At 35.5% G+C, this 19907-nt stretch carries 19 protein-coding genes and 1 riboswitch; of the genes, 7 read left to right on the top strand and 12 right to left on the bottom strand.

What is annotated here, in order from left to right:
* Positions 1–66 precede the first annotated feature (66 nt).
* The 3 genes from GVV22_RS06160 (at position 67) to GVV22_RS06150 (ending at position 5100) form a co-directional block, all read left to right on the top strand.
* Positions 67–3327: a glycoside hydrolase domain-containing protein gene (locus GVV22_RS06160; protein ID WP_159649262.1), complete on the top strand. Its 3261-nt coding sequence runs from the start codon at positions 67–69 to the stop codon at positions 3325–3327.
* A 106-nt stretch (positions 3328–3433) separates the two neighbouring features.
* Positions 3434–4231: a GNAT family N-acetyltransferase gene (locus tag GVV22_RS06155; RefSeq protein ID WP_159649261.1), complete on the top strand. Its 798-nt coding sequence runs from the start codon at positions 3434–3436 to the stop codon at positions 4229–4231.
* Between the two features lie 11 nt (positions 4232–4242).
* The gene (locus GVV22_RS06150; protein ID WP_159649260.1) at positions 4243–5100 is read left to right on the top strand and encodes a hypothetical protein; all 858 of its coding nucleotides are present in this window, start codon (positions 4243–4245) and stop codon (positions 5098–5100) included.
* Positions 5101–5134: 34 nt separating this feature from the next.
* Here the strand turns inward: GVV22_RS06150 and GVV22_RS06145 are convergent, their stop codons facing one another.
* Genes GVV22_RS06145 through GVV22_RS06135 form a run of 3 tightly spaced genes read right to left on the bottom strand, consistent with a single transcriptional unit; the run spans position 5135 to position 8622 of the window.
* A complete protein-coding gene (locus GVV22_RS06145) occupies positions 5135–6313 on the bottom strand; it encodes a M20 metallopeptidase family protein (RefSeq protein WP_159649259.1) in 1179 nt (392 codons plus the stop codon).
* Positions 6313–7059 carry an amino acid ABC transporter ATP-binding protein gene (locus GVV22_RS06140; protein WP_159649258.1) on the bottom strand — a complete coding sequence of 249 codons (747 nt, stop codon included), beginning with the start codon at positions 7057–7059 and terminating at the stop codon, positions 6313–6315. Before GVV22_RS06140 ends, GVV22_RS06145 begins: the two co-directional genes overlap by 1 nt.
* A 15-nt stretch (positions 7060–7074) precedes the next feature.
* On the bottom strand, positions 7075–8622 hold the full coding sequence (locus tag GVV22_RS06135; protein WP_159649257.1) for an ABC transporter substrate-binding protein/permease: 1548 nt from the start codon (positions 8620–8622) through the stop codon (positions 7075–7077).
* Between the two features lie 68 nt (positions 8623–8690).
* Positions 8691–8857: riboswitch (Lysine riboswitch) on the bottom strand.
* 323 nt (positions 8858–9180) lie between these two features.
* On the opposite strand from GVV22_RS06135, the gene GVV22_RS06130 reads away from it, so the two are divergent.
* On the top strand, positions 9181–10374 hold the full coding sequence (locus tag GVV22_RS06130; protein WP_159649256.1) for a coenzyme F420-0:L-glutamate ligase: 1194 nt from the start codon (positions 9181–9183) through the stop codon (positions 10372–10374).
* Between the two features lie 181 nt (positions 10375–10555).
* Positions 10556–10870, top strand: coding sequence for an antibiotic biosynthesis monooxygenase family protein (locus tag GVV22_RS06125; protein ID WP_159649255.1), 315 nt, complete (start codon positions 10556–10558; stop codon positions 10868–10870).
* A gap of 46 nt (positions 10871–10916) precedes the next feature.
* On the opposite strand, the gene GVV22_RS06120 is transcribed toward GVV22_RS06125, so the two are convergent.
* Positions 10917–11120 (bottom strand): cold-shock protein, encoded by a 204-nt coding sequence (locus GVV22_RS06120; protein WP_159633074.1) that lies wholly within the window; start codon positions 11118–11120, stop codon positions 10917–10919.
* Between the two features lie 256 nt (positions 11121–11376).
* A complete protein-coding gene (locus tag GVV22_RS06115) occupies positions 11377–11571 on the bottom strand; it encodes a hypothetical protein (protein ID WP_159649254.1) in 195 nt (64 codons plus the stop codon).
* Positions 11572–11779: 208 nt separating this feature from the next.
* Here GVV22_RS06115 and GVV22_RS06110 point away from each other — a divergent pair, with 208 nt between their 5' ends.
* Positions 11780–12301, top strand: coding sequence for a hypothetical protein (locus GVV22_RS06110; RefSeq protein ID WP_159649253.1), 522 nt, complete (start codon positions 11780–11782; stop codon positions 12299–12301).
* 174 nt (positions 12302–12475) lie between these two features.
* Here the strand turns inward: GVV22_RS06110 and GVV22_RS06105 are convergent, their stop codons facing one another.
* The 5 genes from GVV22_RS06105 to GVV22_RS06085 all read right to left on the bottom strand — a co-directional run bounded on the left by GVV22_RS06105 (position 12476) and on the right by GVV22_RS06085 (position 18152).
* A complete protein-coding gene (locus GVV22_RS06105) occupies positions 12476–14311 on the bottom strand; it encodes an AAA family ATPase (protein WP_159649252.1) in 1836 nt (611 codons plus the stop codon).
* Positions 14312–14326: 15 nt separating this feature from the next.
* Positions 14327–14737: an ABC-three component system middle component 2 gene (locus GVV22_RS06100; protein WP_159649251.1), complete on the bottom strand. Its 411-nt coding sequence runs from the start codon at positions 14735–14737 to the stop codon at positions 14327–14329.
* Positions 14730–15800: an ABC-three component system protein gene (locus GVV22_RS06095; protein WP_236261932.1), complete on the bottom strand. Its 1071-nt coding sequence runs from the start codon at positions 15798–15800 to the stop codon at positions 14730–14732. The genes GVV22_RS06100 and GVV22_RS06095 overlap by 8 nt, the downstream gene beginning before the upstream one ends.
* A gap of 109 nt (positions 15801–15909) precedes the next feature.
* Positions 15910–17478, bottom strand: a complete 1569-nt coding sequence (locus GVV22_RS06090; RefSeq protein WP_159649249.1) for a recombinase family protein — start codon at positions 17476–17478, stop codon at positions 15910–15912.
* A 65-nt stretch (positions 17479–17543) separates the two neighbouring features.
* Entirely contained in the window at positions 17544–18152 is a 609-nt protein-coding gene (locus GVV22_RS06085) for a recombinase family protein (protein WP_159649248.1), read from the bottom strand.
* 255 nt (positions 18153–18407) lie between these two features.
* On the opposite strand from GVV22_RS06085, the gene GVV22_RS06080 reads away from it, so the two are divergent.
* Positions 18408–18635: a hypothetical protein gene (locus GVV22_RS06080; protein ID WP_159649247.1), complete on the top strand. Its 228-nt coding sequence runs from the start codon at positions 18408–18410 to the stop codon at positions 18633–18635.
* A gap of 19 nt (positions 18636–18654) precedes the next feature.
* On the opposite strand, the gene GVV22_RS06075 is transcribed toward GVV22_RS06080, so the two are convergent.
* The gene (locus GVV22_RS06075) at positions 18655–19221 is read right to left on the bottom strand and encodes a hypothetical protein (RefSeq protein WP_159649246.1); all 567 of its coding nucleotides are present in this window, start codon (positions 19219–19221) and stop codon (positions 18655–18657) included.
* The gene (locus tag GVV22_RS06070; protein WP_159649245.1) at positions 19221–19877 is read right to left on the bottom strand and encodes a hypothetical protein; all 657 of its coding nucleotides are present in this window, start codon (positions 19875–19877) and stop codon (positions 19221–19223) included. The genes GVV22_RS06075 and GVV22_RS06070 overlap by 1 nt, the downstream gene beginning before the upstream one ends.
* Positions 19878–19907 lie beyond the last annotated feature (30 nt).

The raw sequence follows: 19907 nt of genomic DNA, 5'->3' as shown, positions 1-19907 counted from the left end.
TACTAAGATTTAGAGGAGCAAAAACTGAGTACTGTTTATTCAATAAAGTGTTAATAGGGAGGACATATGTTGATAAAAAGAATTCAAAAGTTTTTAGTAATTTTACTATGCTTAGTAATTTTTCCGTTTGTAACAAATGATCTGCATGCAGAAGTCGTTACTGATTTTGAAACTAATATAGAAGACTCATCAATTGGTGAGGGACAATTTCAAGTGAAATATACTGGTGGTTGGTCAAAGAGTACAGGTTATCCTGATCGTTTTAGTAATGGTGATGAGCATTGGGTAAACCTCAAGCCAGGCGACAAACCTTATTTAGAAGTAAATTTTATTGGAAATAAAATTGATGTAGTTGCAACCAAAGCACCGAATCATGGAATCTACGAAGTACAAGTTGATGGTTCAGATCCTGTCCGTTTTGATGCTTACGCATCAACAAAAAAGGATCAACAAGTACTAGGGACTATCTCGGGTTTAGATGAAGGCCCTCATACATTAAAACTTACAGTAACAGGGGATAAAAATCCACAAGCGAGTGCAAATAGTGGTGAGATTGACTTTTTTAGAGTTTATCATAAAGCCATTAAACCAGAATCACTTGATTTAATTCAAAGCAACGAAGTTCTTGATAAAGGCCAAACTGAAATTATAGATGCTACTGTAAAGCCATTCTATGCTACTAATAAGACAATCGAGTGGGAAAGTTCAAATCCTGAAATTGCATCGGTCGATGCACAAGGGAAAGTGACAGGAGTCGCACCGGGAACAGTAACAATTACAGCAACTATTCCTAACACGGATTTGACCAAATCGGTTACATACGAAATTATTCATGACACACGTACATTCAATGCTTTCGTAGGAGACAGTAACCGTCATTATTTACAAAGTGATTACAATGCAATAAAAAATGGAACGAGTAAGTCATATCACGACACAGCATGGCGTAATGATGTTCTATCATCATCCATCGTTGTAACTACCCGTAACAGTGCGATTGAAGGTCTTGATGCGATAGTTTCTGACTTTTCAAATGGAACAGATACATTTTCAAACGAGAATATATCAATAAAAGGACTGAAAGAAACAAATGCGTATATTGGACGTGGTTTTAATTGGGGAAGTGTACCAACAGAACCCAAAGAAATGGTACCTGATGTGATTCATACATCATTACCAATGAATATAGCAGCAGAGCGAGTTCAGCCGCTTTGGGTTTCAATTGAAATTCCGGAATCTACGAAACCAGGCATCTATACGGGAACCATTCAACTCAATGATGATTCAATGACAGATAGCATTGAACTAGAATATTCATTTGAAGTTCTGGATTTAGTTGTCCCAGATTTGAATAGTACTGAAGCATACGATTTTGGAATGGATATCTGGCAATATCCTTATACATCAGCTCGTTACTACGGAATTGAAGAAGCGGATTTATTTGGTCCATATCATTTGGAAATACTCACCAATCAATTGAAGTCATACAAAGAAAGTGGTGGCGATACCATCACTGTTACGATTGTTGAGGATCCATGGAACCAACAGACAACCGATAAATACCCATCCATGATTAAATGGACGAAATCTGTAGACGGAACCATGACTTTTGATTATGAGCACTTCGATAAGTATGTCGAATTGGCAATGAGTCTTGGTATCGATAGGCATATTAAGAGTTTTTCAATGATTCCTTGGGAAAATAGAATATTCTATTTTGATGAGTCACAAGGTAAAGAAGTTCAAGTTAAACCTGCACCTGGCTCAGAACTTTGGAATAAACTTTGGGACGAATTTTTGGTCAGTTATGTCAATCATTTAGATTCTAAAGGTTGGTTTGAAAAAACGTATATTGCAATGGACGAACGTCCATTGTCGACAATGCAACCAGTCATCGATATTATCCAAAATCATCCAAACAAAGATGGTAAAACACTCAAAATTCATGGAGCGATGAACTATAACTCCGTCTCAGCAGATATTCTAGATAAGATTGATGATATTTCAATTAATCTTGGGCATACGAATCACGATAGTAACGAACTTCGAGAACTCTCTGAACACCGTCGCAGTCTAGGTCTAACAACTACTATCTATACCTGTGTTGGGGACTACCCAAGTAGCTTTGCATTCAGTAATCCTGGCGAGAGTGCTTGGACAATGTGGTATGCAGAGTCTCAGAGTGTGGATGGATTTATGCGATGGGCATTTGATGCTTGGGTCGCAAATCCACTGGAAGATATTAGCCACTGGTATTGGGAGAGTGGTGACCCATTCTTTGTATATCCAAGAGAAAAAGGTCAAGATTCAACCGTACCATATACAACACCTCGTTATGAAAAGCTTAAAGAAGGGACACGAGATGTCACGAAAGCGCGTTACTTAAAGAGTCTTGATCCAGCGTTGTCCGAAGAAATTGATACATTAATTCAATCTATTGGTCGTCGTTATGGAAAAGGAAACGGTTATGGTGCAACAGTAGCATCAAGTCAAGCTGATAAAGATTTCATTGATGCTGAAGTGCAACGCATGCGTGCAGGTATCAATGACATATCTCGAAAGTATATTGAACAAGAAAATACAGTTCGAGAAATTATCATTACCGATCTTAAACATTCCGTTGATTTGAAAGATCGTGAACAAGTTGTTCCAAGTGATTTTGTAAAAGCAGAATATCGCGAAATATTACCAAATGGCACAGTCACAGTTAACGAAGATATTACGGATCGTGTCGTCATGAATTTAGATAGTATCAAGAATGCTGTACAAGAAGGAAGTGTTGAAGTTGTTGCAACCGTTGACTATGGTGCATCAAATTCAACAAAGACAATTCCAGTCATGATTTACGACAGTACGCGCACATATGCTATTAAAATGAATGATCGTAAAATATCACTTTCAAAAGCGAAACTTCAGGAACTTATTAAAGACGGTAGTCTTGAGTCATATCTTGCGACAACTCTTACGATTGAAGGTGTCGTAACAAGTGAAGTTACCGCACCACAGACGATGCCTGTGGTGCTTGATGTCAAGAACCTGTTGTTGGATAATGTGAAGGGAGACGTCGTTGTTACAGCGTCTATCCTCTCGCACGACCTGCAAGTGCTGGCAACAAAAGAATTCACTGTAACAGTTATTAATCCAACGAATCCAGTTGATCCAGTCGATCCGGTGGATCCTGTAACCCCAGTCGAACCTACGAACCCAGGTGAGGGAGCAGAACTACCAAAAACAGGAATTAGTAACACGGTTATGATGTATGGTAGCATCATACTTCTTGCTGGAATTGGAATCGTCATGATTTCAAAACGTCGAAGAAAATCATAGTGTTCAAAGAATCTCGTAAGAGATTCTTTTCTTACAGTATCGAAGCGTTATAAATTATGAAAAAATGGACCGGTATGGTAAAATAAGTAAAATGTGAGGTAGAAGAATGATTGCAGTAAAACAGTTAAGTGATGTGAATTTTGAATCACTTGTAAAAACCATCAATGAAGCGTTTCAAGATTACCCAGTACCAATGGAATTCACCCAAGAGACTCTAAAAACGAAACTTGAAGGTGTGAATACCAACTTAGATTATTCATTCGGAGTCTATGATGAAGAAGAACTTGTAGGCTTTGTAATCCATGCCTTGAACGGTGCAGTAGCTTACAATGTGATGACCGGAATCGTTCCTCGTTTTCGAAAGCAAGGATTGTACACGATGATGTTTGAAGCGGCATTGAGTTATTTCAATATGTTTGGCATTGATACCTATCAATTAGAAGTTCTCAAGGATAACGCCAATGCCATTAAAACATATAAGAACAATGGATTTGAAGTCACAGCGACCTACAACTGCTATAAAGGGAGTGTAAAGACAAAACCTACGACTCCGTATGAAGTGAATTTGGACTTTGGGTCGGATGTATCGTCGTTGCGTCATCTTGAGAATCATCATCCATCATTTGCTAATTATATTGGAACACCGCAAAATCAAAATATTTATACGATTCAAGACAATGGTGAAATCGTTGCTTTTATTGCGGTGCTCAACAATGGATCCGTTCGTCATTTTGGTTATACCCATCCGGATCAATTGCAAGCATTACTATTTAACGCATCAAACATGTATGAAACACTAACCATTAATAATATTGAAACGTATGCCGAAGATGTTATCGAGTTGTTAGAAACACTAGGATTTTGTGCCTATACGTATCAATATCAAATGGAATTAACAATCTAAAGGAGTATCCTATGAAAAAAGCACTGAGTATATTTATTGTTATTATCATGGTCATTACGACAGTTGCACTTGTAAATCTTGTAGCGGCTCAGAGTCTTGTTCAGAATCCAGAAACGATGTTTCCGACAACTGAAATTGTCGAAAAGCTTGAACCAACCAAGCTCATCGAACCAATCTTTCAAAATGTCCCTGTTGAATACCGGGACACAGTCACACAGGTTGTTGAACAAATTTCCAAAGACCCTGAAATTGAGGCTGCCATTAACCAACAAATCGGTGGGGCGTACCAAGATATTCTAAATGGAACGTCTTCTTTTAATGAAAAAGAACTTCTGGATGATATGAGTGCGATTATTGGGAATTATTCGAAAGAAATTGAAGCAATTACTGGTCAAACCATTACGACTGAAACGATTCGAACTGAAATGGAATCCGTGCTTGTCGGGTATGATGTGCAAACGGTATATGAGACGGTTCTGACTGAAGTAACCAAAAATCTATCGCCGCGCCAACAGCAAGTGCTTGAATTAACCCGTTGGTTTAATTCAAATAGTCCCCTTCTTATTGGTGTTGCTACGGGTGTTCTGATAGCATTGATGGTGTTACTCTTTTTGTTAGAACGTCATTATTTCTGGATACCATACATCGTGGGTGCATCAATCGCTTCAGCGATTCTGTTGTATCCGACATATATTGTTGCAACCATGATCACAAAATCAATGATTTCCCGACTGGGTGTTCAAGTGTCATCTTCAATTGTTTCTAACACCCCTTACTTGATTACTATTGCCGTGTTGGTGATTGTTGCAATCGCAGGAATCATTTTTACCAAAACATCAATATATCAAGATGTTGTATACGAAAATTAAAAGGGAAGGCGAATAAATCGCTTTCCCTTTTTACTTACTGATTTAAGAAATCTAATGCTACAGTTGCTAAAGAAGCACTTGTGACTTCCAAGACTTCATCATCCCAAGCAAATTTTGGATGGTGATGCACAGGTTCATCATAGCCTTCGCGGTTGATCCCAACATTATAATAAGATGCGGGTACTGCGAGTGTTAAGAAAGCGAAGTCCTCGGCACCCAAAGTTGGGAACTCTTTTTCAATAACCTGATCAGCACCAAAGTACCCACTCAAGCTATCCTGAACTAAAGCAGTCATTTCTGGATCGTTAATTAAAGGTGGATAAGAAGGTAAGAAACTAAATTCATATGTTGCTCCGTGTAGCTCACAAGATGCATTTAAAGTTTGTTCCAACATTTCTGACACAATTGCCCGTGTATCTGGATATAATGTTCGAATTGTTCCGCCAATGTGACATACTTCTGGAATAACATTTAGACCATCACCAGCATGTATTTTTGTGAAGGAGATGACGGCAGGCTTAACCGGATCAATACGGCGTGTAAGGATATGCTGTGCGTTTTGAATAAACTGCACCGCAATACTGATTGGATCAATCGTTTGTTCTGGACTCGCGGCATGACCACCACGTCCACGAATTACGATTTCAAATTCATCAGGAGCTCCATACATAGCACCATAACGGACTTGAAGTTTACCATGTTCCACATCACCTGCAAGATGTAAACCAAATGCAGCATCAACGTTTGGATTTAGAAGTATTCCTTCATCAATCATCGGTTGCGCACCACCATCTGTTTCCTCAGCAGGTTGAAACATCAGTTTAACATTACCGTGAATCGAATCTTTCATTTCATTTAGAATCATAGCTGCTCCTAAAAGACCGGCCGTATGACCATCGTGACCACAGGCATGCATTTTTCCATCAATACCTGAACGGTAGGGAACGTCTGCTTCTTCATGGATTGGTAAAGCATCCATATCTGCGCGAAGTAGGACTGTTTTTCCTGGGTGTGCACCTTGAATAAGTCCAACGACACCAGTACCAAATAATTGATGATTTTCGATTCCTAAAGCATCAAGTGTTTGTTGTACATATTTTTGAGTTTCATATTCTTCGTGTGCAAGTTCGGGATTTTGGTGGAAGAAGCGACGTGCCTCTTGCATTGCTGGTAAAAATTGATGTGCATATTTTTTGATATTTGAGTGTGTCATTATTGAGCTCCTTGGTTTCTATATCTTGCTAAAAATGCTTGTGTTCGTACTTCTTGAGGGTTATTGAAAATTGCTTCAGGGGTACCGGATTCAAGTACAACGCCATTGTCCATAAAGACGACGTGTGACGAAACGTCGCGTGCAAACCCCATTTCATGGGTGACAACGATCATGGTTAGTGATTCATTGGCAAGGTCTTTCATGACTTGTAATACTTCACCAACCATCTCTGGATCAAGAGCACTTGTCGGTTCATCAAACAATAATACTTTTGGATTCATTGCTAGAGCACGGGCAATCGCAACCCGTTGTTTCTGTCCACCCGATAATTGAATGGCGTTCTTATTGGCAAACTGTTCCATACCAACTTTACGAAGTAAGTCTAACGCCGTTGCCTCAGCAGCTTCACGTGTGCGGTTTAAGACAACCATTTGTGGCTTAACACAGTTCTCAAGAACTGTTAAATTGTTGAAAAGATTGAAGTTTTGAAACACAATCCCGACGCTTGTATTGAGTTCACGTCCTTTTAACTGACGAATTGAAATTCCATCAATGGCGACATCACCATCATCAAAGGATTCTAAATCGTTAATGCATCGTAACAACGTTGATTTTCCTGAACCTGATGAACCAATAATGGATACGACATCACCCCGATTTACATCGAGCGTGACACCTTTTAATACCTCAAGGGATCCAAAACTTTTATGTAAATTTTGAATGGATACCAATGGTGTTTCTGTCATAAGATTTCCTGCTTTCTATATATTTTGTCCATCAGTAATTGATGATGGATAGCTACTTGCTTCAGTTTTTGTTTTATCAAGTTTTAATTCGATGAAGCGAAGCAATAACGTTAAGAATGTAGTTAGAACTAAGTAAATTACAGTCGTGATCGTGAATGTTTGGAATACTTGATACGTCGTTGATGCAATTCCATTTGAAACAAAGAAGAGTTCGGTAACGGCAATAACGTTAAGAACGGATGTATCTTTAACATTAACGATTAATTCGTTACCCAATGCTGGAATTGCATTTCGAATTGCTTGTGGTAAGATAATGTGTCGCATTGTTTCCCAGCGCGTAAAGCCAAGACTCTTAGCTGCTTCAAACTGTCCGTCATCAATAGCCTGAATACCACTTCGCATTGTTTCAGCCATATAAGCACCGGTATTGATACTTACAATGATAATCCCCGCAAGGATGTTCCCCATTGGTAGGTTGGACCAACGGAATCCTGTAAACATCATTGAAATTCCATAGTAGAAGACTAATGCTTGTACCATCATTGGAGTTCCGCGGAAGACGGTAATATAAACTGAGGCAATTGCATTTGTAATTTTCGTATTTCGTGAAATTGCAACGAGAAGTCCAATAATAAATCCAATCAATGTTGCTGTAAATGAAATCCCGATAGTGGTAAGTGTTCCTCGTATTAAGGCTGGATAATTATGCGATAAAATTGTCATTACTTGTTCAAAGAAATTTCCAGTAGAGAAATCACCAGCATTAACCGCTGTATTCATCAACTCTTTTTGTGTGTCACGGGAAATAAGGGCGAGTGCGTCATTGACTTCGCTAAGAAGTTGGGTATCATCTTTACGAAGCCCAATAGCAACCCCAGCCATTGATTCAGTGACCGTATATCCCTCAGGTCCATCTAATTGGATATACATTAAGTCTTTATTGGTTGCATTGATACGGTCGCCAGTACCACTATCAGCAACAAATCCATCTAATTCTCCAGATTGTAAGGCAACTGTCATTGTTGGGAAATCTTTCATGGCTTGTGCTGCATCAATATTCTCAAGTTGTTCCAATAATTCAGTGTGGAATGTACCGACTTGTGCAGACACACGCGCATTTTCAAAGTCTTTTAAAGTTTTTCCTTGACTAAATGGTCCATCCCGTTTGACGACGATTCCAAATGCAGTTTCATCATCGAGATAATACACATTGCTAAACGCAACTTCTTTTTTACGCTCATCGGTTGGCGACATTCCGGCAATGATTGCATCAATCTCACCAGTTTGAAGGGAAAGAATTAATCCATCCCAACTTGTCTTACGAATCACCAATTCTTTATCCATTGATGCTGCGACACGTTTTGCGATTTGGACATCATATCCTTCACAAAACTGGTTGCCATCAATCGCAACTGCAGAATTATTTGATTCTGATTGAGTCCAGTTATACGGTGCATAACCACACTCCATACCAACTGTAAATGTTTCCCGATCCGTTGGTTTTACACCACAACCAACTAATACTAGAAGCATTACAGCAAATACTGTTACTATCCTTCTCATAGTAATCCTCCTATCAAATTGAATGATGGTTGGGGGAATAAAAAAACTCTAGCGGTTGGCTAGAGTTTTAGTTTCATAGTGCCAATCCGAATGGATCGAGTGATAGTGATATTTTCACTAACCCCATAGGTTAATTATGTCTAATTAAGCTATTCGGCGATGGTTACCTTTCTGAAGCGTCAACGTATACCTACTCGACTTCATACTCTGATGCACCGCTACCTCTATATTCAATTTCATTAACCATATCGCTTAATGTAAAGATAGTCAAGCGAAATGATAGTTTTTCATTGTAAAGTTGATTGTTTCATAGTGGTTCATCGATAGAACACTTCTTAATAGACACATTTGTAACCCGAATATAAACAAGAAATATAAAAAAGTCATCTTGAAGCAAAAATAGAGATAAGAAAGCGTATCCAAATTATGAAATTTGTTACATCGACAAGTCGTTCTTTCATATCAATCCCACACATGATAGAATAGTACAGGAACAAGAACATCTGTTCTCAGTATAAATACTGTTTCTATGAAAAAAGAAAAGGAAGGTATACTAACATGGGAAGAAAAGTTGGTACAGTCTCACGTGGAATTCGTGGTCCAATTATTCGAGAAGGAGATGACTTAGCGTCGATCGTAACACAAAGCATCCTCGAAGCAAGCAAGAGTGATAATTTTGAGGTTCGTGATCGTGATATTATAGCGATGACCGAATCAATTGTAGCGCGTGCTCAAGGTAACTACGCTAATGTAGATGCGATTGCAAAGGATATCCGAACCAAGTTTGGAACAGATACAATTGGAGTGATTTTTCCAATCTTATCACGAAACCGTTTTTCAATGTTACTCAAAGGGGTTGCACAAGGGGTTAAAAAAGTTGTGCTTATGCTCAGTTTTCCATCTGATGAAGTCGGTAATGAATTAGTTACGTTAGATCAATTGGATGAAGCAGGTGTAAACCCTTATAGTGACGTTTTAACATTGGAGCAATACCGCGCATTATTTGGCGAGAATAAACACTCATTCACAGGTGTAGATTATGTAGCCTATTACGGTGAAATAATTGAATCAGAAGGTGCCGAAGTTGAAATTATCTTTTCAAACCGCTGTGAAACCATCTTAAATTATACAAAGCATGTTTTGGCTTGTGATATTCACTCACGGGCACGTACTAAACGTATCTTAAAACGTGAAGGAGCAGAGCTTGTACTTGGTTTGGACGATATCTTAACCAAGAGTGTTGACGGAAGTGGTTATAATGCTGAGTTTGGTCTTTTAGGATCAAACAAATCAACAGAAGATTCTGTCAAGTTATTTCCACACAATAGTTTTGGACTCGTTGAAGACATCCAAAAACGGATGCTTGAAGCAACTGGCAAACATGTAGAAGTTATGGTTTATGGGGATGGCGCATTTAAAGACCCTATGGGAAAAATTTGGGAACTAGCCGATCCAACTGTTGCTCCTGCATATACAAAAGGCCTTGAGGGAACACCCAATGAATTGAAACTCAAGTATTTAGCAGACAATGATTTTAAAGACTTAACAGGTGAGGCTCTTAAAGAAGCTATCGAAGCTTCTATCAAAGAAAAAGGCGATGACCTTATTGGCCAAATGGCTGCACAGGGAACGACACCACGTCGTATCGTAGACCTCGTTGGGTCACTCTGTGATCTCACAAGTGGTTCGGGTGACAAAGGAACCCCAATCGTGTTTGTTCAAGGTTATTTCGATAATCTTTCCGACGAATAATATATAGAAAGCCCTGGATGGGGATCCAGGGCTTTCTAGCATGTGTGTGTAATAAACTGTGCACGTTGAGTGCATTGATATAATATCTCACATAGGTGAAAAGGTCAAGCGATTTACCTAGGCGTTTACAGATTAAAAGATGAAATAATAATTCTATGATCAAATAATTGGAGGATCAACGATGCAACATAAATACAAAGAGATTAAACGCTTTGAAGTTACTAAGGATTATAGCCAAACCCATATGACAAATTTTATGGAAAACTCAATTGTTAAAGGATTACCTGGATTTGAATCAATTGAAATGGGGTTAAATTCAAGTAATCCAGATTATGATTTGGTAGTCATCTCGTTCACTTGGGAAAATAAGGAAGCATTTATGAATTTTAAGAAGAGTGATGCTCACTTACAGTCTCATAAAAAAAGAACACCAAACCCCAAGATTTTGAAGTACAGTGCCATGCATTTCGAAGTTACGGATGAATGGAATCAATAACCAAGATTTAAAAAGCTCTCACAATGAATTGTGAGAGCTTTTGTTATTATAACGGTCTTACGTTACTTGCTTGAGGACCACGTTGTCCTTCAACGATGTCAAAGCTAACTGCTTGTCCTTCGTTTAAAGTTTTGTAGCCTGTTGATTCGATAGCTGAGAAGTGTACGAACACGTCTTGGTTATCTGTATCATTTGTAATGAAACCGAAACCTTTTTCAGCATTAAAGAATTTAACTTTACCTGTTTCCATATATAGTGCCTCCTGTCTAGAATAAGGTTTAAACAGTTTAATAATAGACATTATATAAACGTTGAGTTCTTATTTCTATTATAATCATAGGATAATACCTATGGTTTGTCAAATGATTTCCCGGTAGGTGACAAGACATAATTTACGATTTCATCGTATGTTCGAAATGAGGCAAGGAAACGTTCAAAATAAATCAATCTTCACAACTAAAATGTAGAATATCGACAAATCTTTGGGCTGCAATAGAAGTTGGAACTTACTTTTCAAAGCGTTTGTAGTGTTTCAATTTCATTTGTAGACGAATTGCTGAAACAATGTAGTGGATTGCGAAGATAAGACAACTCCAATAGACGAATGTTGTAAATACAGTATAAAAGTCTGGGAATAGGTGACCGAGTAAATAAAGGCCACCAATTAACAATAATAGTGTAAATTTAGAGTGTTTATTCATATAAAGTACCTTCCTACTATAATGGTATCATCATTTATCGGAGTTTTTTCTACAACCTAACCACCAAAAGGGACAGGTTAGCCATTTAGTGCCTAGAGATAGCAAATTAGTCTATAAAATCGTCAACCTAACCGCATATATCAAAATAGACGAAGGATACTGCTATAATGCGGACAGATGGGTTTACCAAAGTACGAGAGGGAATAGCATGGTAAAAAAAATAATATCAAACTATCGTGACAGTATTATCATTGCTCTTGATATTTCATTCTTTTATATAGTTTTGAGCAGTATTAAGTATGGGGGCTCTGTTTCGGTATTTATAATGCTTGTCTTACGATCCGGATTTATCATTTTAAGAAACTATACATTACATAATGAACGCAACACAAACGCGTCAAGAAAGTCCTTTGTTATTGCACTTGCAATCGCACTTGATCACGTCTTGTTTTATTTCATCTTGATCGCAGTTTTTAACTTTGAAATTAAGATGGTAACCTTTTTTATGTTCTTAAGGGCATGTACTGAAATGCTTTTGTTTTCGAAGGAAACGACAAAATACAAGGATTTTAGAGGAAACGTCTGGTTTCGAAATATCGTATTAATACTTCTGGATAGTATTTTATTTTTTATGATACTGTATCAGGTTTATGATGGGAATATACTTCCTGTGATTGGATTTCTCATAATTCGCGAAATGACCACCTTTTTCGTGGTCTTTGCTACATGAAAAACAGAGAACTCTGTGTGGGTTCTCTGTTTTTGCGATTGAATTATTTAGGATTTATTGAAGATCTTACAAAACTACCTTCGTGAACAAAATAAAAAAGAACCATTAATTGGTTCTTTGTTTAAAATTTTTGGTGCGGATACAGTAGGAATTACACAAAAACACTAACACTAATCATTCTATAAAGCCAGCTCTACCAATCAAAGGGTCTCCAGTAAATACAATTCGATTAACTGAATTTTGTAGATTTGTTGGGATATCCTTATTTTCAAAAACAATACATTGAACCTCACTTTGAGTTGCCAATAAATCTAAAAATCTATTTTGAAGTAGAAGAGGCAGTTTATCATCATCATTAATTGCTTCATTTCTCTTTTCTTCAAAAGAAGTTAGCGGCGAATCGAGAACAATAAAATTTAGTGTTCTGGGCGAAGAATAGCTTGATAATGCGTATGTAAACAAACTCAAATACACAGCCCTATACCCTTTACCGTTTGAAAATCTTTCCTTACCATTAATGGCAATATCAGAAAATGAGTCATTAAAATTAACAGAAGTAATATTCGGATCAAATTTCTTAAAAATAGCGAGTAAACTTTCTTCAAACTTTTTGATTTCATCAATGTTAGTTATTTCTGAAAAATCAATTTCAATCTTATCTTGTTTTTTTGGCTTTGTTGTACTGGATATTTTAGACCTAAGGCTTTTTATACTGGAACTTACATTTGATAATTCAGCTGTCAGTGTGGTTTTTGATATATAATCATCTAAAACCTTACGGAAATTAGTTGAAGATTCAAACTCGAATTTTAAATCTGAAGATAATTCATCAATTTTTGCAGTAAGCTCTCTATGCAAAGTTTCTAGTTCATTATTAATTTCTGTATTAATTTCTCGACAAATTTCTTCTAAATCTAAAATTGTATTATTAATGTTTCTTTTTTCTCCATCAACGCCCACGAGTAGTTCATCATTAATTGAAAAATCATGATTCAAGTTTGAATTGCAAATGGGACATATAGGCTTAGTTTTGTCAACAATTCCTTTGTGGTCAAGTATAAAATTCAATCTTTCTAGGTCATTCTTATACTGATCAAGCAATTGTTCAAATTTGTAAATTTGAGATTTTTTTCTATCAATTTTATCTTTGAGTTCGCTTGAACTTTTTATTAATTGTAGTCTTGTTCTTTGAAGAAATTTTATTTTTTCAGTTGTTTTATCATACTCTTCTTGTATTTCTTTAAATGTACTTGGACTATCAATATGAGAGTTAAATTCATGAAGTTTCTTTGATAGTAATTCCTGCTGGAACATCAAGGTGTCAAGATCTTTGGTAAAAATATTTATTTCTGTATCATATTTGATTTTAAGTGTTTCATAGTTCTGTATATCCTTCTTTTTTTCATCTGTGCGTCCGATGATAATATATAAAAGGAACATCTTTCTTGATAACTCGTTTTGTTCTTTGAGCCTGCCTCTAAGAGACATTGCGTCTTTTGAAATTATTGATTGTTCGTCCAAAGCAAAAAATTCGAGGTATTTTGTCAGTGTGATACTATCAACACCACCTTTTTGATTTTTTAATATAGTTTTATTGTCAGATTGTCCTAATAGCCTAAGCAAAAATCGCGAGAGACTATTTGTATTTTTGGGTGTGTGGCTTGATGAATATTTTTTTGTATTTGAATCATCCAAACTGAAATCTTCAATCTTTGACTCGCTAACATAAATATCTTTTCCCTCATTTTCTAGAGAGGGAAAATCTCTGTAAATAGTATATGTCTGGTTAGAATTTGAATGTATTTCAAGCATTAGAGATGTATAATTTCCATCACCGATTTCGTCGATTCTTGGTGAATTTGAACGTCCTAAAATATATTGAATGCATTCAAATGCAAAACTTTTCCCTGTGTTAGACGGACCAGTTATTAAATTTAATCCCTTTTCAAAATGTAATGAAGACTGCTTATTATTACCGACTAGTCTCAGTTCGTTTAAAATAAATCCCATAATTTTCTCCTTAAATTAGATTGCATCAATAACTTCTGACGGGGTTCTAAACTTGTTATTTACATCAATACTCTTTAGATAGTGAATACGGCTCTTTAACAATTTTGAATAATTACTTTCAATATAAGAGAATTCTTTACTTGTACGACCATATAAAATGCCCTTAGAAGTATATTTTACTGTGATGTACCCTAATGAAGTAAAATATACCAATCCGGTTTTGATGATATTTTGATGTGCGCCGTATTCTGTAATAACAAGATTATGCTTAGGGTGTAGAAATTTTAAACCATCGATTTTATAGTATAACGTAAGGTAATCTATTTTAGACAATTCTTCAGGTGATAAGTAATCATCACTAAAAATTTCCAAAATATACATGGAACGTAGTCCGAATTCAAAATAGGAATTAAAATAGTTATTCATGAGCAGACCAACGCATTATATTTTCGTTTACTAAATGGTGGCAAATCCCTTCACGATCAGTATTTCTAACAAAATTTAATGTGGTAAAAATAAAAGATGAAGATAAGTCGCACCTCATTGCTTCTTCTAATATTGTAATCATTCGACTATACTCACTGATGTGATTACGTCTTATAACGTTGCGTATTCCAATATGTATTTCTGATTTAATATCTTCAAATTCTTCTATCATATTTATTTCTCTCAAATCTCTTTTTAATGAATTTGCATTATGAAAAGAAATTCTATGTTCTAGAAGTTCTTGTTTGTATTTTTTGTATTTATCAATATTTCTAAAATCTATGATTTCTTTTTCTTCTGCTGAATATACTGATAAAATTTGTTCAATATACTCTTCTTTAGAATCTTTCTGTTCTGAGTCGCTGGTTAGTGATGTAATTTTGGGTGAACGAACTGGCTTATTCTGACCACCGAACCGGAAATAGAATAATGAAGTTTCGCTATATTCTGCAAGTACGGTGAATATATCAATAGTTTGTACAATTGAAAAATCGAAATTTTTTATATAATCAGTTAATTTGCGATCCAAAACTATCTCATGTTTCTTTGTAATTGAACTTGAAAACTTAGGAGTCCAGTTGTCTATTAGTTCTTGATTGATACTGTCTGGATTAGATAAATAGTCAATAAAATTATCATCGGCGCCTTTCGCAGAAATTATATAATAATTTTGGGGTATTGGAATCTCATTAGTATATGTATAATAGATCAATTTTCCAAATTCGATTAAGAACGAACTAAAAGTTAGTTTTGCGTTGTATCGCTTGCACTGATAATAGTCACAGGTTTTACTATCACTGTAACCAATTGCATCTCTACCTTTATCGCCAGCTGATCCAACATGGTTAACGAACGAGTACTTTTTTGTTAACGCCAACCATTCACAGATAAAAATCTCGAAGTCTGTTGGGTCAAATTTCATAATTACATCAATTGGATTCATGAATTGTTTATTCAAATCAATAGTTTTGTCTGGTCCTCTTAGCTCAAATCTCTCAGACATTAGGAGCATAGTATCACCTCGCGTTATAGTATTATTTTAGTATAAAGCGCATACATAAGCAAGACAGTAATGCTTTGCGATAATATTAATAAAAATAGCTAACAATGTATTAACAACATGATGACTCATTCAAGTATAGATATGCATACTTACACTTGAATATTTTCTTTTGTGGTAGTATCTTAACAACTTTCAATAATTTGGCATCATTTAGAAGTGATTCTTCATAATCTTTCAACTCAATAACATCAATACCTGCAAAATTTTCAACTATATCTGTTAATTCATTCAAGTAACCTTCAAATTCTAATGGTTTCATTTCTGATATACTCACACTGTGATTATATTGCCCTTTAACTTCATCTATTTTGTGAGTTTCGGTTAACTTGTGCAGTAGATTGATTTGATGATTTTTAAATTCAACGTGATCAATTTGGAACTCAGAATCTATTTGTTTTAAATAGACTTTTTCTATTAGTGAATCGATATATTGTCGTTGTTCATCACCATTTAAGTGTTCGAATGACGAAGTAAAATTGGCATTGTAAGATTTTAATTTTCGTCTAAAAATAGAGCCGTCTTGGATAAATCTTAAATCATGGGTATTAGGAATTGAAGTATCATCAATATCAAGTAGAAATCCGTAATTCTCATAGATATCATCTAAATCTAAGCGAACTCTATCAATTAGCTTTGTTTCGCTAATATATCCATCGCAATTTGGACATTTATAGTATAAATATAACGATGATCCTTTATTGTATGACGAATGTCCAGCCATGATATGTTCGTTATCAGTGCAGTGAGGGCATACTATTTTTTTCAAAAATAAGTATTCATGCTTTCTATGATAATTCTTGCCATGAAGTCTGATTTGATTTTGACATTGATTGAACAGCTCTTCATCAATAATTGGTGGGATAACGTCCCTTATTTCTTCAATCGTACCATTATTCAAACTCTTACCATACTCCAAAATTCCAATGTACCATTTGTTATTTAGTATTCGTTGTACTGCGCTATCTTTCCAAGATAATGCATCTGGATATTTTTCTTTCATTTTATTTGCGATATGATGATAAGATAGTCCATTTGCACAAAGATTAAAGACTTCTCTAACAATATCAGCATTTTCTTCATGGATGATTACCTTTTTACGCAACTCGGGAATAGGATTGTTCTTATCTTTTACATAGCCAAATGCTGGTCTTCCACTGATGTTCCCATTTAGTGTTGCTTGTCGAACACCCATTATCGTACGCTCTTGTATTTCCTCTCGTACTAGTTCACCGTGTGCAGCGCTGATACGCGCATGAAACCGTCCAGAGGGTGTGTTAATGTCGGCAGTTTCTAATACAAGCTCTAGTGCGGTTGCATTCGCTTTTAATACATCATATAATTCTTCAGAGTTTTTGGTGCTTCGATTTAACCGATCTAGCTTAATTGCGACAACATAGTCGACTATACCAGTTTGAATCATTTTTAACATTCTTAGATATTCTGGTCTATTTGAATCACTACCACTTCTTCCAGGCTCGATAAAAGTGTCAAGTATTTCAAAGTCCTTAGCATCACAAAGCTTTTGACACTTTTCTAGCTGTGTTTCAATACTATGTCCTTCGCGTGCTTGATCATCTGTACTAACTCGCACATAAATTACTGCTTTTTTCTTATTCATAAGATTTCCTCCATATTGTGTAACAACATAGTAGGTGTTACATACTATTATACTCAAATTTCACATTACTTGGTCGCGTTTTGGAATTCCTTGGCAAATTTATAGAATGTATTAGGCTTAAGATTTAGTTCAATCATCGCTTGTTTAGCGGTTATTTCACCATTTTTCCATGTATCATAAATTTGTTCAAAATTTTCTGGTTGTTGCACTTTTGGTCTACCAAATGCAACCCCTTTTTGCTTAGCGTTCGCAATTCCTTGTTTTTGTCGCGTTTTAATTTGAGTACGTTCTTGCTCAGCAACAAACGATAATATCTGTAAAACTAAATCGCTCATAAATGAACCGAGAGTATCCTTGTTTTTGGTAGTATCGAGTAGTGGCATATCAAGAACAACGATATCAACACCAATATCCTTGGTTAGTGATTTCCATTCGTCAGTAATTAACTCATAGTTTCTACCCAATCTATCAATACTCATAATTACTAATAAATCGCCTTTACGTAAAAAGTGCTTTAATTTTTGATATTCTTGCCTTTCAAAAGTAGCGCCACTTTCTTTGTCAATAAAAATTGAACGTTCGTCAACCCCATAATCAATCATTGCTTTAACTTGTCGTTCTTCGTTTTGATCACGTGAACTAACACGTACATAACCATATGTTCTTTTTTCCATGAAATAACCTCCTACATAAATTATACGAGAGTAGGTGAGCTAGGTAGAGTGTTGGGGAGAAAACTCTTTGTAAAAGTGGGTGAACTTTTCACATGTTTTAATAATAGCGTTCGCAGGTTTATAAACACTAAAATATGGTTATTTCACCAAGAAATTTAATGTTTGAAAATGTACACTTAAATCAACACTTGTTACATCTACTCTACAAAAACTGAAAACTCTCTTATACTGAAGATACAATTTGGAGGAGTTTATATGACTGATATTGAACAAGAATTGATCAATACTATATTTGAACAAATTAAGAGTACAGTATTAAATGCGATTGGAGAGGAACCAACTGAATTTCCATATCTAACTAATACACTTGCATTCATGAAAAACATGAGTGAATTGGGAATAGAACTGGACTTGAATATTTTCACTGATATTTATATAAGTAATCTATATAAAGAAATTCACCATTACCTATCAAGAAAATAAAAACACACCTTGCGGTGTGCTAATCAAAATAATTAAGATTGTAAATAACTTTAATCCATTCAAATGTTTTGTTATCGGTATCTATAAACTGAATATCGACTTTACCAATTTTTTCATTCACTGGCGAGTAGATCAATGCAAATCCAGTGTCTGTTTTTTTCTTTCCATTACTACCAAGTTCAATGTTAAATTGTTGTAGGATATCTTTTTTGTTTTTCTGAGTGTAATGGAAAACATCACCCTCTAAATCATAATATTTTGGTGGCTCTACAATTAGACTTACAACAGAGTCTTCATAAATGTTAAACGAATAATGATTTCCGTTAACATTATATTCGAAAGAAGTAAAATTAAAGTTTCCTTTTTGTGTTGTGTTGGTCCATTCTTCTACAAGCTCTGGTTCTCCCAATATACTTTTTAGTTCTTCAGTTGTAATTCTACTAAATTGAGTCGTATCAACTATCACGTTGACTTTATCAATTGTATTTTTATCATTACTCATAAGTTTACTGCTGATTGCAACAACCAGTCCTAACAGTATTGGTACAACAAACACTATCAACAATATCTTTTTGCTTTTATTCATCAACGTATAACCTCATTCTTTCTAATTATGTATTTTAGTTTAGCCTCTAACAAACTAGCGATTTCATACGATTTTTCGTACTCGCTACTATCTTTCTTAATCGGTTTCTTTTGATTATTTATTAAATATAATTCCTTGTAATGGGTTGTTTGGCTATCAAGATATATCTTTACGGATAACTTTGCACAAGTACCAATTGATTTCTTCTTTCCTACATTTGAACCGACGATAGCACCTACTCCACCTAAAAGAACATCTCCAACTATTGCACCCTTAAGTCCACCAGATGATATTGTTTGATTGTCTTCTTTAATTTCAACGCCATAAACTTGATCAAATCTAAATAACGAAGTATCCTTCTGTATTTCGTTTTGGTCATTACCAAGGTACAAAACTTTATTGTTATCATCAAACTTTACATCACCGATTGATTCAGTGAGCGTATAGCCACTATCTTTAAATGCAACTCGAGATGGGTCAATACTATCCCTTACATTCTCTACAGTCATTTTCCCTAAATTGAACAATTCTGATATTTTCAAAGCTTGTGTATTTTGTTTGAGACAATTTTGACAAATAAAACCGTCTTTCAATTTTCGTTTACCACCACCAAACTGTATTTGGTTATTACAAAATGAACAGTATTTCTTAGTCATATATACTCCTCCTCATTAGATATTGTATAC

Source organism: Erysipelothrix aquatica (assembly GCF_009828825.1).
Taxonomy (GTDB): Bacteria; Bacillota_I; Bacilli_A; order Erysipelotrichales; family Erysipelotrichaceae; genus Erysipelothrix; species Erysipelothrix aquatica_A.
This window is presented reverse-complemented; position numbering and strand designations above follow the sequence as displayed.

Bases quoted from the DNA above. Each gene is read 5' to 3' on its own strand.
- GVV22_RS06155 (WP_159649261.1), top strand. From the start codon at position 3,434: ATGATTGCAGTAAAACAGTTAAGTGATGTGAATTTTGAATCACTTGTA.
- GVV22_RS06115 (WP_159649254.1), bottom strand. From the start codon at position 11,571: ATGAATAAACACTCTAAATTTACACTATTATTGTTAATTGGTGGCCTT.
- GVV22_RS06095 (WP_236261932.1), bottom strand. From the start codon at position 15,800: ATGTCTGAGAGATTTGAGCTAAGAGGACCAGACAAAACTATTGATTTG.
- GVV22_RS06090 (WP_159649249.1), bottom strand. From the start codon at position 17,478: ATGAATAAGAAAAAAGCAGTAATTTATGTGCGAGTTAGTACAGATGAT.
- GVV22_RS06100 (WP_159649251.1), bottom strand. From the start codon at position 14,737: ATGAATAACTATTTTAATTCCTATTTTGAATTCGGACTACGTTCCATG.
- GVV22_RS06105 (WP_159649252.1), bottom strand. From the start codon at position 14,311: ATGGGATTTATTTTAAACGAACTGAGACTAGTCGGTAATAATAAGCAG.
- GVV22_RS06140 (WP_159649258.1), bottom strand. From the start codon at position 7,059: ATGACAGAAACACCATTGGTATCCATTCAAAATTTACATAAAAGTTTT.
- GVV22_RS06160 (WP_159649262.1), top strand. From the start codon at position 67: ATGTTGATAAAAAGAATTCAAAAGTTTTTAGTAATTTTACTATGCTTA.
- GVV22_RS06150 (WP_159649260.1), top strand. From the start codon at position 4,243: ATGAAAAAAGCACTGAGTATATTTATTGTTATTATCATGGTCATTACG.
- GVV22_RS06120 (WP_159633074.1), bottom strand. From the start codon at position 11,120: ATGGAAACAGGTAAAGTTAAATTCTTTAATGCTGAAAAAGGTTTCGGT.
- GVV22_RS06135 (WP_159649257.1), bottom strand. From the start codon at position 8,622: ATGAGAAGGATAGTAACAGTATTTGCTGTAATGCTTCTAGTATTAGTT.
- GVV22_RS06110 (WP_159649253.1), top strand. From the start codon at position 11,780: ATGGTAAAAAAAATAATATCAAACTATCGTGACAGTATTATCATTGCT.
- GVV22_RS06070 (WP_159649245.1), bottom strand. From the start codon at position 19,877: ATGACTAAGAAATACTGTTCATTTTGTAATAACCAAATACAGTTTGGT.
- GVV22_RS06130 (WP_159649256.1), top strand. From the start codon at position 9,181: ATGGGAAGAAAAGTTGGTACAGTCTCACGTGGAATTCGTGGTCCAATT.
- GVV22_RS06075 (WP_159649246.1), bottom strand. From the start codon at position 19,221: ATGAATAAAAGCAAAAAGATATTGTTGATAGTGTTTGTTGTACCAATA.
- GVV22_RS06145 (WP_159649259.1), bottom strand. From the start codon at position 6,313: ATGACACACTCAAATATCAAAAAATATGCACATCAATTTTTACCAGCA.
- GVV22_RS06085 (WP_159649248.1), bottom strand. From the start codon at position 18,152: ATGGAAAAAAGAACATATGGTTATGTACGTGTTAGTTCACGTGATCAA.
- GVV22_RS06080 (WP_159649247.1), top strand. From the start codon at position 18,408: ATGACTGATATTGAACAAGAATTGATCAATACTATATTTGAACAAATT.
- GVV22_RS06125 (WP_159649255.1), top strand. From the start codon at position 10,556: ATGCAACATAAATACAAAGAGATTAAACGCTTTGAAGTTACTAAGGAT.